The following is a 13,991-nucleotide window of genomic DNA, read 5'->3' on the forward strand; positions in this document are numbered from 1 at the left end:
CGTTTACGCCCGCAAAGCCGCCAGAATTTGAGCCTCTAGCCAGGCATTGGCCTGTGGTTCAACATAGGCGTGACTGGCCCCTTCGCAGCGGGAAATACGCGGATCGGTGCTGTCCCAATGCCGCTCGAACTCCTGGGCTGTGCGATCCCTGCTGGCGAGCAGGATACGGGCGTTTCCATCGAATGCGTTCAAACCCTGGCGGATCTGATCGGCGAGTAACGATGGAGGCGCATCGCTGCGAACAGATTTCGCAATCCCGCGAACAAGTTTGCCCAGATCAACGCCGCCTTTGACAAGCCGCGCCCACTCTGCGGGATTGCGCAGCTTTTCTGCATAGCGCGCGCGTATCGCCGCAGGCGGCGGGGTATCGTCATCACTTTGCGCGGTTTCGCTGTCTGTTTCTATCGTCCATGGATTGGAAAGAACGAGGCCGTCAAAACCAGTGCCTTTCATCAGCATCAAAGCCGACGCCGCATCACAATTGCCAAAGCCGATAAACCGTTCAACTTGTGGTGCCATCGCTTTGAATGCGGTGAGCGCAGCCTCGATATCGCCCTGACTGTTTCTGAACCCGCGGTTTTCGCCTTCGCTGTCGCCAACACCGCGGCGATCAAAACGGAACACAGGAAACCCTTTTTGCGCGATCCGCGCAGCGAGGCGCGATTGCCCCGAAAACGCGCCAGAACGAATTTCATTCCCGCCGCTAACAATGAGCAATCCGGTCATGCCGGGCGCAGTATCCAGCGCGCCTGCGAGCTTAAGGCTACCGCAGCCAAAATCGAGCGCCAGGCGGCTCATTCCGGCTTGCCCAGTTCTTCGATGATCGCGGTGGCCATTGCGTCTGCCTGGGCGTGATCTTCGCCCGGTTCCGCTCTCAGCCACAGACCCTGTCCACCGATCAGGGCCTGCTCAATCGAAACGAGAGTGTCAGAGCGCGCGGGAGTGGCCGTTTCCAGATCGCAGAACAATTCTGATCCGATCGGCCATCCGGCAAGTGTTATGCCTTCGCTGCGGCCCAGATCATTCAGCTCTTGGCTTGTTTCCGCCACGCCTGCCTCTTTGCTCGCAATGGCGCGCGCGCGGATCATGCCGCGCAGCAATTTGGCTCCGTCTTGCGGTGCATAGGTCCATCCTTTTGCGTCATTGCCAATCAAGATGGCACCGCTGCGGAAAGACAGGACATGCGTCACATTGAAATGCGCGCTCGCCGCGGCAAGGGCGCTGCGCCAATGGGCAAGCGATTGATCCTCCAAGGGCTGCGTGCTTTCATTCAATCCGGGTAAGTCGGGCAGAACGCACATGATACCCGCCTCTGACAGGCGGCGCATTACCTGAGCCATATGCCGGCGCAGTTTGTTATGTTCGTCAAATAATGGAGCGACCAGCATAAGGCGCATCTCTGCGTCATTGGCGCCGGTCTGCAGCACAAGCTCATCGGCGTGTCCGCCGCCGGGCAGGGGGCATGGCCAGCTCGCGATCACTCTACTGGATCAGCCCGCTACGATTTTGGCTTCGGCGAATGACAGCAATCCGCCATAGGTTTCCAGCATTTCGCCATCGACGTCATCATCTTCGATGACGATGTCCAGTTGATCTTCCATTTCGGTCAGCAGGCCAGCGACCGCCATCGAGTCCAATTCAGGCAAGTGGCCAAACAGACCGGATTCGTCGGTAAACGCATCTGCGATTTCGCGATCAATGCCCAAAACTGCGACCAGAATGTCTTTTAACGAGGAGTCGATTGCCGCCCTGCTCATACCAAGCTTGGACGTGGCACTATCTTCGGCGCCGATCGCGGGGTCGTGTTCAGCGGCATTGCTAACGCCGTCGGACGCATTGTTGCGGACAGGGGTGGTGTTCATGCCAGTGTTTATCCCTTACCATCGGCAGTGATCTATGGAGCCATATGCATTGCATGCAGGCTTCGATCTCTTGCAGCGCGCCTTAGCCAGAGCGGGGCACACGTGCAAGTTCTGGCACATCGTGGCTTTTAAGCCGTCCCAGTGTGAGCCGGGCCAAATCGGCCCAACCGCGCGGCGCGCGCAGGTTAATGCAGTCTATCTGATAACGCGGTCGGGTCGATTCCATCCAGTCGGCTTTATAGGGTTCATTGCCGGTGCCAAAATCAACAACCTTGACACGGTCGGTATCGATCACCTGTTCAAAAAGGGCCGCAGACAAAGTGGTGCCCGCAGACAGTTTCTTGAATTCTTCAAGATGCGCGAGCTTGTGAATATAGGCGATGCCGTTTTCAACGGTCCAGAATTGCGCGGCGATGGGATCGCCTTCGTAATACGCGAGGCCAAGGCGCAGTCGCCTGGCGGCCCCTTCTGCCTTCGCATAGGCACGCAGCATATCGGGCTGACCTTCGACCGGTTTCCAACTTGCGGCATAAATGCGTTCGTAATCGTCCCAAGCGCCATCATCAAACTGGCTCGTAATCGTCACGGAAACTTTGTTGGCTTTGCGTTTCAGGGTGGTGCGCAATTTTCCGGGCCGCGCTGCCCAATATTCGGCGAAGCTGCGGTTTTCGACGCCCAGAATATGGTTGGTGTCGCATTGGGTCACCTCGACACGCCAGCCCGCGGCATCGAATGCGCGCGCCAATCGAGACGCTGATCCGTCCTCATCCGGCACCGGAAGCAAGGTCACGCGGTGGGCGCGATTTTTAAGGTCCAAGGCAATCGAAGTCAGCAAACGCTCCGTATTTTCGCCCCCGTTGCTGATCGGTCTCCATGTAAAACTGTACCAATTGCGCAGCGGCTCGATACGGCCCGAATTCTCGGTCAGGGCCATCGCAAGTGTTTGCTCATCCCCGGTGGCAAGAGCGACGCATGGCTGCAAACCTGTTTCGGCCAGCCACGCGAACCATTGCGCACTGTCAAACGGTGCGGCAACGCGTTCGCCATCATCTTGCAAAGACAGGCCTTGCAAGACGTTAACGCTATCGTGATACCTCACTTCAATCACAAACATGTGCTCCACGGAAATTCATGCAAACCAGTCCAGACCAATTCCAACCCGCGCTTGATCCTGCACCGCGTCCGCTTGATCACCTTGCCGAATTGGCGGGTACTGGCGGATACGGCGCGCGGCCTGCATTGGTGCTTCGCGATGCTGTATTTAACCATGATGAGTTAAGACAGCGTATCGATAATCTTGCAGGTTGGTTGGCGCGGGAAATTGGCACCGCAGGCGCGCGGGTGGCCAGCTGGGCTGCCAAAGGGGAGCTGACGTGCCTCATGCCGCTTGCTGCGGCGCGGGCAGGGTTGGTCCATGTGCCGATCAATCCCCTGCTCAAACGCGCGCAGGCCGCGCACATTCTGGCGGATAGCGGTTCGGTAATGCTGATCGCGACAAAGTCTCGCATCGCGTCACTTGATGACGGCGATATCCCTTCGGATTGCGGTGTGATCGAAGAGAATGATGCGCTTTCAGCTGCGCAGACGGCCGGTTTAACGCTTGGCCCCTCGAATTATGATCCCAATGACTTAACGGCGATTCTTTATACCAGCGGTTCAACAGGCAGGCCCAAAGGGGTGATGTTAAGCCACGCCAATCTCTGGCTGGGCGCGGTTAGTGTCGCGCATTATCTCAAAATGGCGCGCGATGATGTTACGCTTGCGGTGCTGCCTTTGTCGTTTGACTATGGTCAGAACCAATTGCTTTCAACCTGGTATGCGGGCGGCAGCGTTGTCCCGCTTGATTTTCTGTTTCCCCGCGATGTCGCAAAGGCTTGCGCCCGCCATTCTGTCACAACATTGGCTGCGGTCCCGCCGCTTTGGGTGCAATTGACCGAGATGGAGTGGCCCGCCGAGGCCGTCTCTGCGATGCGCCGTATGACCAATAGCGGGGGAGCTTTGACCCCAGATCTGGTCCGAGATTTACGCGGAATTTTTCCGAAGTCTGATCTGTATCCAATGTACGGTTTGACCGAGGCATTTCGCTCCACTTTTCTCAATCCAGCGCTGGTGGATTCCCACCCCACCTCCATGGGCCAAGCGATACCTTTTGCGGAAATTCTGGTTATCAATGACGCTGGCGATGTTGCCGGACCTGATGAAGAAGGCGAGCTGGTGCATTGCGGGCCGTTGGTTGCCCAAGGGTACTGGCAAGATCCGGAGCGTACGGCGCAGCGTTTCAAACTGGCTCCGGCGCAATCACAATATGGCGGCACTGCGGTCTGGTCGGGCGATAGAGTGCGGCGCGACACCGATGGATTGCTCTATTTCGTGGGCAGGCGCGATGCCATGATTAAAAGCGCAGGCAACCGGATCAGCCCGCAAGAGATTGAAGAAGCGGCAATTGCAACCGATCTGGTCGCAGAAGCGGTGGCATTTGGATTGCCTGATGAACGGTTAGGTCATGCTGTGCATCTTGTGGTTCGCGGCTCCGATGATGCACAAGAACAGGCCAAGCTGCCCAAAATGCTCAAACAGGAATTGCCCAATTTCATGCAACCTCATGCAATCCATTGGAAGAAAGCTATGCCGCTGAACCCCAACGGCAAGATTGATCGCACGGCCCTTTACCGCGAATTCGCAGGGGAGCAGTCAGCATGAAGAGCAAAGCGCTTGGCCCGATGCCGACTGGTTATTCGGCGATTGATGGCGAATTGGCGATTGGCGGACACACGGCCAGCGCTCTGGTCGCAGAGGCCGGGAGGACGCCGTTATTTGTGTATTCCCGAGATCATCTGAATGCGCGCATGGCGCAATTGCGAGCGGTCTTGCCGAGCCGGATCGGCGTGAATTATGCGATCAAAGCGAACCCGCATCCCGATGTCTTGCGGCATATGCAGCCGTTGGTGGATGGTTTCGATATCGCCTCCTCGGGAGAGCTGGTCATGGCGCAAAATGCCGGGCTTGATCCGGCCCGCATCAGCTTTGCCGGACCGGGTAAGCGCGATGATGAGCTGGAGGCTGCGATTGCAGCAGGCGTCACGCTGAACTGCGAATCCGAAGGCGAGGCCAATCGCTCGCTAACGATCGGACAGCGCATCGGCAAAGCGCCGCGCATGGCCATCCGCGTCAATCCGTCGTTCGAGCTCAAAGGATCTGGCATGAAAATGGGCGGAGGCGCCAAACCTTTCGGGGTGGATGCCGACAGGGTGCCAGCCCTTGCCAAGCAGATTATGGCCGAAGGTGCCGAATGGCGCGGCCTGCATATTTTCACCGGCAGTCAGGCATTGAATGCCGATGCAATCATCGAAGCGCAGGGCAATGTCCTTGATCTCGCCGCGGAATTGGGTGCACAAATCGGGACTTCGCTGCCCAAGCTGAATATGGGCGGCGGGTTTGGCATCCCGTATTTCCCCAAAGAAGAAGCACTGGATCTGCCCGCAGTCGGTGCGGCCTTACATCGGCGTGTTGCCGATCTTCCACCGGAGCTTGCCGAAACTGAGCTGTGTCTGGAGCTGGGCCGGTATCTGGTTGGCGAGGCAGGCGTGTATTTGTGCCGCGTGATTGATCGCAAGGACAGCCACGGCACAACCTATCTTGTCACTGATGGCGGGCTGCATCACCAGCTGGCTGCATCGGGCAATTTTGGCACCGTAGTCCGGCGAAATTATCCCGTTGCAATTGCAAACAAGTTTGATGCTGAACCAGACGACATCGTAAATGTTGTGGGCTGTCTTTGTACGCCGCTCGATCGCTTAGCCGATCTGGCACACCTGCCACGCGGCGACGTGGGCGATCTGGTCGCGGTGTTTTGCGCGGGGGCTTACGGCGCGACAGCGTCTCCCGCCGCGTTTCTGGGGCATGGCCCGGCGGCAGAAATATTGGTCTAGAACCGGGTTAACACATCGTAAACCACTGTCCCGAAACGGGATAGGGCCTCAAATTGGGCCGTATCACTAATATTATGTTCACCATTTTCAGCCAGAGAGAACGGGTCATTCGCGTGTCCCGATGCCGCAGGTCGCTCCTGCACTTTCGTATCGAGGCCCGCAGCGCAAAGGCCAAGGATACGTATCAATGTTTACCCCGCTGTCATTTTCTCGTTTTGCAGGCATAGTATTTGCCCCATTTGCGCTTGCCGCTTGTGCCAGTCCGCCGGGCACTCAATTGCCTGCTGCGACATTCAACACGCAATCTGCTCAGGCGCCGACTGATGATTACATCCTCGGCCCGCTTGATCAGATCACTGTCCATGTTTGGCGCAATCCTGAATTGTCTGCCGAAGACATTCAGGTGCGCCCGGATGGCAAGATCACAATTCCTCTGGTTCAGGATATGGTGGCCGTGGGCAAAACCCCGACCCAGCTTCAGGAAGATATCAAAACCGAGCTGAGCGAATATATCGAGCAGCCCATCGTCTCGGTTATCGTCAATGAATTCAATGGCGCTTTGCCTCAGTTAATCCGGATTACGGGCGCTGGCGCGGTTCCTGCTGCGCTGGCTTACCGCGCGAACATGACTGTCCTTGATGCGATGATCGCTGTTGGCGGGCTCGGGGAGTTTGCCGCCGGTAACCGCGCGACGCTGACCCGGTTTGATGGGAAAGCCGGTAAGAACAAGATTTACCGTCTGCGGCTCAAAGATCTCCTGAATAAAGGCGATGCGACAGCCAACGTCGCGCTGAAACCTGGCGACACCATTTCAATCCCGGAGAGCCGTTTCTAACGGGCGCGCTGTATTATGAACGAGATTTTTGAAGAACTGCGCACGGCGCTTCATTCGATCTGGCATCGCCGCTGGATCGCGATTGGTGTTGCCTGGGCGGTGTGTTTGCTCGGATGGCTGGTCGTTGCAACGATCCCCAATTCGTATCAGTCCAAAGCCCGCATCTATGTTGATGTTGACGATGTACTATCCGAACAATTGGGCATTGCCGGTGATGGCCGCGAAGAAATCATGCGGGTGCGCCAAACTCTGGTGAGCACCAAGAATCTGCAAAAGGTGATCAATTCCACCAAACTGGGTGAAGAAGTGATCGAGGCAACCCAGATGGATTCTGCAGTTGCCGCCCTGAGCAAGAATGTTCAGGTCACCAGTCAACAGGATAACCTGTTCGAGATTATCGCGACCGTGGGGAAGAGCGATCTTTCCGATGCAGAAAACGCTGTTCTCGCCCGTAATGTTGTCCAGAAACTTCTCGATATCTTCCGCGAGGAGCACATCTCAGGCAACCGTGCAGAGATCAATAAAGCCATTGCAGAGCTCGATGATCAACTGGACGAACGCAAAGAGGAACTGGAGGCGGCCGAACAGCGGCGGCTTGCGTTCGAATCGCAATATCCCGAACTGATTGGCGGGTCGGAAACACTTTCCACCAAGATCCAGCAAGCCCGCACCGAATTGCGCGACAATGCAGCCGATCTTGCTGCGGCGACAAGCTCGTTCGCGGCGATCAACGGTCAGCTTGCCAGCACTCCGCGCACAATTGTTGGCGGACAAGACGCTACCGGTCCTCAGGCCTCGCTGCTTCAGGCACAAAGCCAATTGGCCGCGTTGCGCGGGCGCGGATTGAAAGATGGGCATCCCGATATTGTCGCGATGACAAAACAGGTGGCTCTGCTGCAAAAACAGGTCGAGCAAGCTGGGCCGAATGACGCAGGTGGCACGCCAAACCCGGCCTATTCATCATTGGTCGCGATCCGGGCAGAGCGTCAGGCGGGCGTAGAAGCCTTGCAGGCGCGCCGTGCAGGTTTGCAGTCAACCATCGCTGCGTTGATGGCCAGCCAGGCGACCGAACCAGAAGTCGCCGCCGAAGCAAACCGCATCAGCCGCGATTACGAAGTGCTGCGCAAAAACTACGAAGATCGCCTGCAGGACCGCGAAGAAATTCGCACACGCGGCAATGTCGTTGATGAAACCAGCCAGTACAAATTCGATCTGATTGATCCGCCAATAGTACCGCAGAAACCAGCGGCGCCTAACCGTCCGCTGCTGTTGCTTGGTGTGCTCATCGTTGGTCTGGGCGCCGGAGCGGCGGTCGCATACGGCTTGGGCCAGCTCAAATCGAGCTTTGCCACGCCGCAAAAACTGGAACGTACTTTTGATATGCCGGTGATCGGGTCGATCTCGCTCACCATGTCCGAAACCGCGCGCGCGCTTCAACGCCGCCGTCTCAAACAATTTGCCGGAGCCTGCGCAGGGCTTGGCGGAGTGTTTGTGATCTTGCTTGCGATCGAGGTTGTCTCGGTCTCGACCGTCGCGTGACCGGCCCCAAAGGACACAGGAAATGACTGAACAGAGCAAAATCAATCAGGACGGCGCCAAACGCACCTCGTTGCTTGAACGCGCAGACCGTGTTTTCGGGCTGGATAATCTTGGCCCGGCCAAGGTGCCATCAAACCTGCCCAAGCCCCGCGTTCCTGCGCCTCGGCCAGCGCCGGTTGCCGCTCAACCCGCTGCTGTACCTGCTGCTGCGCCGCAACCCACTGCTGCAGCCGTACCGACAGCCTATGCCGCGCCGCAACCGCAAGCCGAACCCACTCCAGAACCCGAACCAGCCGTTGCCTTGTCCGGCCCGTATATGGAAATCGACAGCGAACATCTTCGCGATGCGGGGCTGATCGTACCGGAGGATCCGGTTACGGCGCTGCTCGAAGAATTTCGGATCGTAAAGCGCGACATCATTGCCGATGCCCGCGCCGGTGGTGATCCGAAACAACGCCGCATTCTGGTCTGCTCCCCGCATCAGGGCGAGGGCAAGACATACTGTGCTACCAATCTCGCAATTGCTCTTGCAGCAGAGCGGGATGTCGAGGTTCTGCTGGTTGATGCCGACGTTATCCGTCCATCGGTTGCCCGGCGGCTTGGTATTAGCGCAGAACGGGGCCTGATGGACGCTCTGGCCAATCCATCGCTTCGCCCGGAGAAATTGGCGGTCCGAACCGATATCGAAGGCCTGTTCGTGCTTCCTGCCGGAACCACGGGTTCGCACGATGCCGAATATCTGGCGAGCGAACGGACTGGCGAGATATTAGACCGGCTGACGCGCGGCGCACCGAACCGCTATGTAATTTTTGATACTCCGCCTGCGCTCGCATCTTCAGCGGCCGCAGAATTGGCGTCCCATGTCGGGCAATCCGTTTTGGTTGTCCGCGCCGATGAAACAAGCCGGGCTGCGCTCGAAGATGCGCACCAGCTTCTGTCGGCCTGTCCCACTATCAAATTGCTGCTCAATGCAGCTCATTTCAGTCCGTCCGGTCGCCGCTTTGGCGAATATGGCGGGCAGGAGGAATGACCATGACTAAACTCCGCAATACCCTTCTGATCGGCATCGCGACCGGTTTTGTCAGTGCACCGGCTTTCGCTCAGGAAGCCGAAGAAGAGCAACGCTCTGTATTCGTGCAGCCTTATATCGAGGTGAACCAGATCCTTTCGGCTGAATTGCAGCCGGGCGATGATGTGGTGACCTTTACCCAGATTGCAGCCGGTGTGGATGTGAACGCTCAGGGCCGCAACAGCGGCGCGTCCGTCTCTGTCCGTTACGAACGCAATATCGGATATGGCGATCAGGTGGACACAGACACGGTTAGCGGGATCGCCCGCGGCTATGTCTCCGTCATCCCGCGCGCTTTGACATTCGAAGCGGGCGGGCTGGCCAGCCGCACCCGCGTCGATGGCGGCGGTGCTGTTACCCAGAACCCCTTGGTCCGCGAAGACGCAGCGAGCCAGATTTACAGCGTCTATGCCGGGCCAAGTTTGAACACACAGGTCGGCGCGGTCGAAGTCTCGGGTGTTGCCCGGGTTGGCTATAACCGCTTCGAAACAGAAAACGCCGTGTTCGACCAGAACGGCGATCCTGTGGACGTATTCGATGACAGTGTGACCTATAACGGGCAAATCCGAGCAGGAACCAGAGCAGGCGATCCGTTGCCAGTGGGTGTCGGTGTTACCGCCGGTATTTATCAAGAAGATATCTCGAACCTTGATCAAAGGGTCCGCGATGTCTTTGTGCGAGGCGATGTAACCGTTCCGGTGACTGACTCGCTCGCATTGGTTGGCGGCGTTGGATATGAAAATGTCGAAGTGTCGAGCCGTGATGCCCTGCGCGATGTAAACGGTGATCCCGTTCGCGGCGCCGATGGCCGGTTGGTCACGGATTCCGCATCACCGCGCATCCTTGCTTTTGATGTCGATGGCCTGTTGTGGGATGTCGGCGTGTTATGGCGACCCAGTTCGCGCACGTCGCTGGCTGCCAGCGTTGGCCGCCGCTACGATTCCACCACCTATTACGGCAGTTTCAATTACGCGCCGAGTTCGCGCAGTTCTTTCAACGTCAACGTGTATGACGGGGTGAGCGGGTTTGGCGGACGTTTGAACAACGCTCTGGCCGATCTGGGCACTGATTTTGAGGCCTTGCGCAACCCGGTCACCGGCGATTTCGGCGGTCAGGTTAGCGGCGCCGATGGCGGCGGTCTGGTCAATTCGCTTGGTTCGGTGCGGTCTTCCGCATTCCGGGGCCGGGGTGTCAATGCCAGCTATCAACGGCGCATCGGTCAATCCACCGCAGTCCTTGGCGCAGGGTATGACCGGCGCGAGTTTATCGGCGCACCGGGCACTGTGCTCGCGGCTGTCGATGGCGTGATTGACGAAAGCTATTACATTGCTGGCGGGTTCAACCGGGCCATCGGCCGCAGTGCGACCTTCGCCGCGAATGCCTATGTGAACTGGTTCGAAAGCGGCACTGACAATGGCGATGCCACCGGATTTGGCGCGTCGGCGGCTTATGGCCGGTCCATCACAAGCAAGCTGACAGCACGAGCCGCCTTGTCGGTTGATTACATCGACAGCGAATTCACCGCAGAAGATTTTGCCACAGCAACCGCGTTGCTGGGCCTGCGCTACAACTTCTGACCGACGGAGCGATATACTCATGTACGATCATTTTTACGGTTTCAGCGGGCGGCCATTTCAGCTCACCCCAGACCCCGAATTCTACTTTGAGAGTTCGAGCCACAAAAAGGCGATGTCCTATCTTGGATATGGTCTGAACCAGGGCGAGGGCTTTATCGTTATCACAGGTGAGGTTGGCGCTGGCAAATCCACGCTGGTCGCGCACCTGATGGAACGTATTAATCCCGAAGAACTCACTGTGGCGCAGGTGGTAACCAGCGCGCTGGATGGTGAGGAATTGATCCACGTGGTCGCGCAAGCCTTTGGCATCGCGATTCATGGCAAGGATAAAGCGAGCGCTCTGGGCGCAATCGAACGGTACCTTCAAGAAGAAGCGCGCGAAGGAAAGCGTTGCCTGCTGGTGGTTGATGAATGCCAGAACCTTGATCTGACCGCTCTCGAAGAAATGCGGATGCTGTCCAATTTCCAGCTTGGCTCGCATCCTTTGCTACAAACACTGTTGCTTGGTCAGCCCGAATTTCGCCGTACATTGGCGCATCATCCTGATCTCGATCAACTGCGCCAGCGCATCATCGCATCGCATCACCTCGAAGCGTTGGATGAAGAAGAGGTCGAGGATTACATCATGCACCGGCTGAAACATGTCGGTTGGCAAGGGCGCCCGACGCTAAGGCCGGGATTGTTGCCGGCATTGTACCGGGCAACAGATGGCATTCCGCGGCGCGTCAATCAGGTGATGAACCGTCTGTTATTGCTGGGTGCAATCGAAGAAAAGGACGCTTTGACCATCAAAATGCTCGACGCGGTCATCGAAGAGATGGGGGCCGACGCCGCACGCGGATCAAGTGCCCAGCCAAGCCCGCTGAGTATCGAACCGTCGGTCGAAACCGCTGATCCTGCACCGGATCAGAACATTGACAGCGTCCCCGCAACAGAGGTCGCAGCTCTGCTGGCTCAGCGTGATGCACGCACAGCCGAACTGGAAGCCGCGCTTGGCGAGCTTCAGGCCGCCGGTACATCAAGCTTTGATCATGAACCGATCCAGCTTTCGGAAATACCGGACGAAGCGGAAGTAAATGCCGCGCTCGACCGGATTGAACAGCGCCTTGAAGAGCAGGAGCAATCCTTCCGTCATGTCCTGACAATGCTGATCGAATGGCTTGAGGACAACAAAGCGCGCGAGGCCGCCTGAATATGTCGGCGACCGATCCTGCTGCCTCGATAAAAACTCCGATCATCAATGGATTATCGGTCGACGTCGAAGACTGGTTTCAGGTCGGCGCGTTTGAAACCGTCATTGACCGCAATGATTGGGACAGTCTGAAGACACGGGTCGAAAGTAATGTGGACCGGATCATCGATCTGTTCGCACAATCCGGCGTGAAGGCGACTTTTTTCACCCTTGGTTGGGTGGCAGAACGCCATCCGGCATTGATCCGCCGGATTGCCGATGCAGGTCACGAAGTCGCCAGCCATGGGTATGACCATGCGCGGGTCTTTACATTTGACCGATCAGGATTTGCTGCGGACATTCGCAAAGCGCGCACAATCCTTGAGGACGCATCGGGTCAATCCATTACCGGATACCGCGCGCCCAGTTTCTCAATCGACCCGCGCAATTTGTGGGCTTTTGAAGAGTTGGCAGAGCAAGGCTATATCTATTCCTCCAGCGTCGCACCCATCACGCATGATCATTATGGCTGGAGAGAGGCGCCGCGTTTCGCGTTCAAGCCTGTGTCGTGGTCGCAAATGATCGAGATCCCAGTGACAACAGCAATGCTGGGCGCAAAACGGCTTGCCGCGGGCGGGGGCGGTTTCTTCCGCGTTCTGCCCTATGCCTTTTCGCGCTGGGCCATTCGTCAGGTGAATGCCCGCGACGAGCGGCCGGCGGTATTTTACTTCCACCCTTGGGAGATCGACCCCGATCAACCGCGCGTTCCCGATGCGCCGCTTCGTTCCAAATTGCGCCATTACACTGGCCTTGATCAGATGGCGGGCAAGCTGCGCGATCTGACGGGCGAGTTTGCATGGGGCCGTATGGATGCCGTGGCAAAGATAGAGGCGCGCCGAGCGCAGCCATTTTTCGTCGATAAGCCGGCCAAGGATATCGCGGCATGAATGCGCCGATGAAAATTGTCCATTCAGCGCGCGCCGTCGATCTGAATGATAATCGATGGGCTTCGCGCATTGATGAATTTGTCCGCGAACAGGGGGCCAGTGTATTCCACCGGCCCGCCTGGCTGCGCGCTGTCGAAGCGGGCACGGGCCAGCGCGCATACGGATTTGTCACAGAACAGCTTGGCGTTATCAGCGGATGGCTACCGCTTACCGAAGTGCGCTCTATCCTGTTCCCCAACACTCTGGTCTCAAGCGGTTTCGGCGTCGGCGGCGGCATCTGCACTGATAGCCACGAGGCAGCAAAGTCGATCGCGCAAATCGCTCGGGATCACGCGGTCCAAATGGGATTTTCAAGCATTGAGCTGCGCGGAGGAAACATTCCCGATGGCTGGCAGGTTTGGGATGATAAACATTGCGGTTTCGAACGAGATCTGGCCGAGGATGACGAGGCAGAATTGCTCGCCATCCCACGCAAGGCCCGCGCCGAGGTTCGCAAGGGTCTCAAGAATGATCTTGAGGTGCGGGTAGGGCACGAAAAACGCGATCTGGATGCGCATTATGCGGTCTATAGCGAGAGCGTGCGAAATTTGGGCACACCTGTTTTTCCGCGCAAACTTTTCAAAGCGATGATTGATGTGTTTCCCGGCCAAGCGGATATTTTGACCGTGTTAAAACGGGGCGCGCCGATTGCCAGCGTTTTCTCACTCTATCACGGCGGTGCGGTTCTGCCGTTCTGGGGCGGCGGAACATTGGCCGCGCGAAACGAACGCGCGAATGAACGGATGTATTACGAGCTGATGCTGCATGCGCGGCGGCAAGGCATGACACGGTTCGATTTTGGCAGGTCCAAAACCGGCAGCGGTCCTTACAATTTCAAGAAGAATTGGGGATTTGATCCGGTGCCGCTGACTTACGGACAGTGGACAGCACCGGGCGAAGCTGCACGCGATATTGATCCGACCAATGAAGCCTATAGCCGCAAGATCGACCTTTGGAAAAAGCTTCCCCTGCCGGTTGCAAATATGATCGGTCCATTGATCGCCCGTGATCTGGCCTGAGGCT

Annotated in this window: 13 protein-coding genes; 9 read left to right on the plus strand and 4 right to left on the minus strand. The window is 57.5% G+C overall.

The window, feature by feature from the left end:
• Window positions 1–3: 3 nt before the first annotated feature.
• The 4 genes from FGU71_RS11960 to FGU71_RS11975 form a co-directional block, all read right to left on the minus strand.
• The gene (locus FGU71_RS11960; RefSeq protein WP_142788778.1) at window positions 4–798 is read right to left on the minus strand and encodes a hydrolase 1, exosortase A system-associated; all 795 of its coding nucleotides are present in this window, start codon (window positions 796–798) and stop codon (window positions 4–6) included.
• Entirely contained in the window at window positions 795–1,481 is a 687-nt protein-coding gene (locus FGU71_RS11965) for a hypothetical protein (RefSeq protein WP_142788779.1), read from the minus strand. The genes FGU71_RS11960 and FGU71_RS11965 overlap by 4 nt, the downstream gene beginning before the upstream one ends.
• 9 nt (window positions 1,482–1,490) lie before the next feature.
• Entirely contained in the window at window positions 1,491–1,757 is a 267-nt protein-coding gene (locus tag FGU71_RS11970; protein WP_142789125.1) for an acyl carrier protein, read from the minus strand.
• A 187-nt stretch (window positions 1,758–1,944) separates the two neighbouring features.
• The gene (locus FGU71_RS11975; RefSeq protein WP_142788780.1) at window positions 1,945–2,976 is read right to left on the minus strand and encodes a GNAT family N-acetyltransferase; all 1,032 of its coding nucleotides are present in this window, start codon (window positions 2,974–2,976) and stop codon (window positions 1,945–1,947) included.
• 17 nt (window positions 2,977–2,993) lie between these two features.
• Between FGU71_RS11975 and FGU71_RS11980 the strand changes: the two genes are divergently transcribed.
• The 9 genes from FGU71_RS11980 to FGU71_RS12020 all read left to right on the plus strand — a co-directional run bounded on the left by FGU71_RS11980 (window position 2,994) and on the right by FGU71_RS12020 (window position 13,987).
• Window positions 2,994–4,562, plus strand: a complete 1,569-nt coding sequence (locus tag FGU71_RS11980) for an acyl-CoA ligase (AMP-forming), exosortase A system-associated (protein ID WP_142788781.1) — start codon at window positions 2,994–2,996, stop codon at window positions 4,560–4,562.
• The gene (locus FGU71_RS11985; RefSeq protein WP_142788782.1) at window positions 4,559–5,791 is read left to right on the plus strand and encodes a pyridoxal-dependent decarboxylase, exosortase A system-associated; all 1,233 of its coding nucleotides are present in this window, start codon (window positions 4,559–4,561) and stop codon (window positions 5,789–5,791) included. Before FGU71_RS11980 ends, FGU71_RS11985 begins: the two co-directional genes overlap by 4 nt.
• A 187-nt stretch (window positions 5,792–5,978) precedes the next feature.
• Window positions 5,979–6,626 carry an XrtA/PEP-CTERM system exopolysaccharide export protein gene (locus tag FGU71_RS11990; RefSeq protein WP_142788783.1) on the plus strand — a complete coding sequence of 216 codons (648 nt, stop codon included), beginning with the start codon at window positions 5,979–5,981 and terminating at the stop codon, window positions 6,624–6,626.
• 15 nt (window positions 6,627–6,641) lie between these two features.
• The gene (locus FGU71_RS11995) at window positions 6,642–8,165 is read left to right on the plus strand and encodes an XrtA system polysaccharide chain length determinant (RefSeq protein ID WP_142788784.1); all 1,524 of its coding nucleotides are present in this window, start codon (window positions 6,642–6,644) and stop codon (window positions 8,163–8,165) included.
• 22 nt (window positions 8,166–8,187) lie between these two features.
• Window positions 8,188–9,195: an AAA family ATPase gene (locus FGU71_RS12000; protein WP_142788785.1), complete on the plus strand. Its 1,008-nt coding sequence runs from the start codon at window positions 8,188–8,190 to the stop codon at window positions 9,193–9,195.
• Between the two features lie 2 nt (window positions 9,196–9,197).
• Complete coding sequence (locus FGU71_RS12005) at window positions 9,198–10,811, plus strand: TonB-dependent receptor (RefSeq protein ID WP_234035740.1); 1,614 nt, start codon at window positions 9,198–9,200, stop codon at window positions 10,809–10,811.
• 19 nt (window positions 10,812–10,830) lie between these two features.
• On the plus strand, window positions 10,831–12,003 hold the full coding sequence (locus tag FGU71_RS12010) for an XrtA/PEP-CTERM system-associated ATPase (RefSeq protein WP_142788787.1): 1,173 nt from the start codon (window positions 10,831–10,833) through the stop codon (window positions 12,001–12,003).
• Between the two features lie 2 nt (window positions 12,004–12,005).
• Window positions 12,006–12,929 carry an XrtA system polysaccharide deacetylase gene (locus tag FGU71_RS12015; RefSeq protein ID WP_142788788.1) on the plus strand — a complete coding sequence of 308 codons (924 nt, stop codon included), beginning with the start codon at window positions 12,006–12,008 and terminating at the stop codon, window positions 12,927–12,929.
• Complete coding sequence (locus tag FGU71_RS12020; RefSeq protein ID WP_142788789.1) at window positions 12,926–13,987, plus strand: FemAB family XrtA/PEP-CTERM system-associated protein; 1,062 nt, start codon at window positions 12,926–12,928, stop codon at window positions 13,985–13,987. Before FGU71_RS12015 ends, FGU71_RS12020 begins: the two co-directional genes overlap by 4 nt.
• The last annotated feature ends 4 nt before the right edge of the window (window positions 13,988–13,991 follow it).

The organism is Erythrobacter insulae (assembly GCF_007004095.1).
GTDB lineage: Bacteria > Pseudomonadota > Alphaproteobacteria > Sphingomonadales > Sphingomonadaceae > Erythrobacter > Erythrobacter insulae.

Bases quoted from the DNA above. Each gene is read 5' to 3' on its own strand.
- FGU71_RS11960 (WP_142788778.1), bottom strand. From the start codon at position 798: ATGAGCCGCCTGGCGCTCGATTTTGGCTGCGGTAGCCTTAAGCTCGCA.
- FGU71_RS11970 (WP_142789125.1), bottom strand. From the start codon at position 1,757: ATGAGCAGGGCGGCAATCGACTCCTCGTTAAAAGACATTCTGGTCGCA.
- FGU71_RS11975 (WP_142788780.1), bottom strand. From the start codon at position 2,976: ATGTTTGTGATTGAAGTGAGGTATCACGATAGCGTTAACGTCTTGCAA.
- FGU71_RS11980 (WP_142788781.1), top strand. From the start codon at position 2,994: ATGCAAACCAGTCCAGACCAATTCCAACCCGCGCTTGATCCTGCACCG.
- FGU71_RS11985 (WP_142788782.1), top strand. From the start codon at position 4,559: ATGAAGAGCAAAGCGCTTGGCCCGATGCCGACTGGTTATTCGGCGATT.
- FGU71_RS11990 (WP_142788783.1), top strand. From the start codon at position 5,979: ATGTTTACCCCGCTGTCATTTTCTCGTTTTGCAGGCATAGTATTTGCC.
- FGU71_RS11995 (WP_142788784.1), top strand. From the start codon at position 6,642: ATGAACGAGATTTTTGAAGAACTGCGCACGGCGCTTCATTCGATCTGG.
- FGU71_RS12000 (WP_142788785.1), top strand. From the start codon at position 8,188: ATGACTGAACAGAGCAAAATCAATCAGGACGGCGCCAAACGCACCTCG.
- FGU71_RS12005 (WP_234035740.1), top strand. From the start codon at position 9,198: ATGACTAAACTCCGCAATACCCTTCTGATCGGCATCGCGACCGGTTTT.
- FGU71_RS12010 (WP_142788787.1), top strand. From the start codon at position 10,831: ATGTACGATCATTTTTACGGTTTCAGCGGGCGGCCATTTCAGCTCACC.
- FGU71_RS12015 (WP_142788788.1), top strand. From the start codon at position 12,006: ATGTCGGCGACCGATCCTGCTGCCTCGATAAAAACTCCGATCATCAAT.
- FGU71_RS12020 (WP_142788789.1), top strand. From the start codon at position 12,926: ATGAATGCGCCGATGAAAATTGTCCATTCAGCGCGCGCCGTCGATCTG.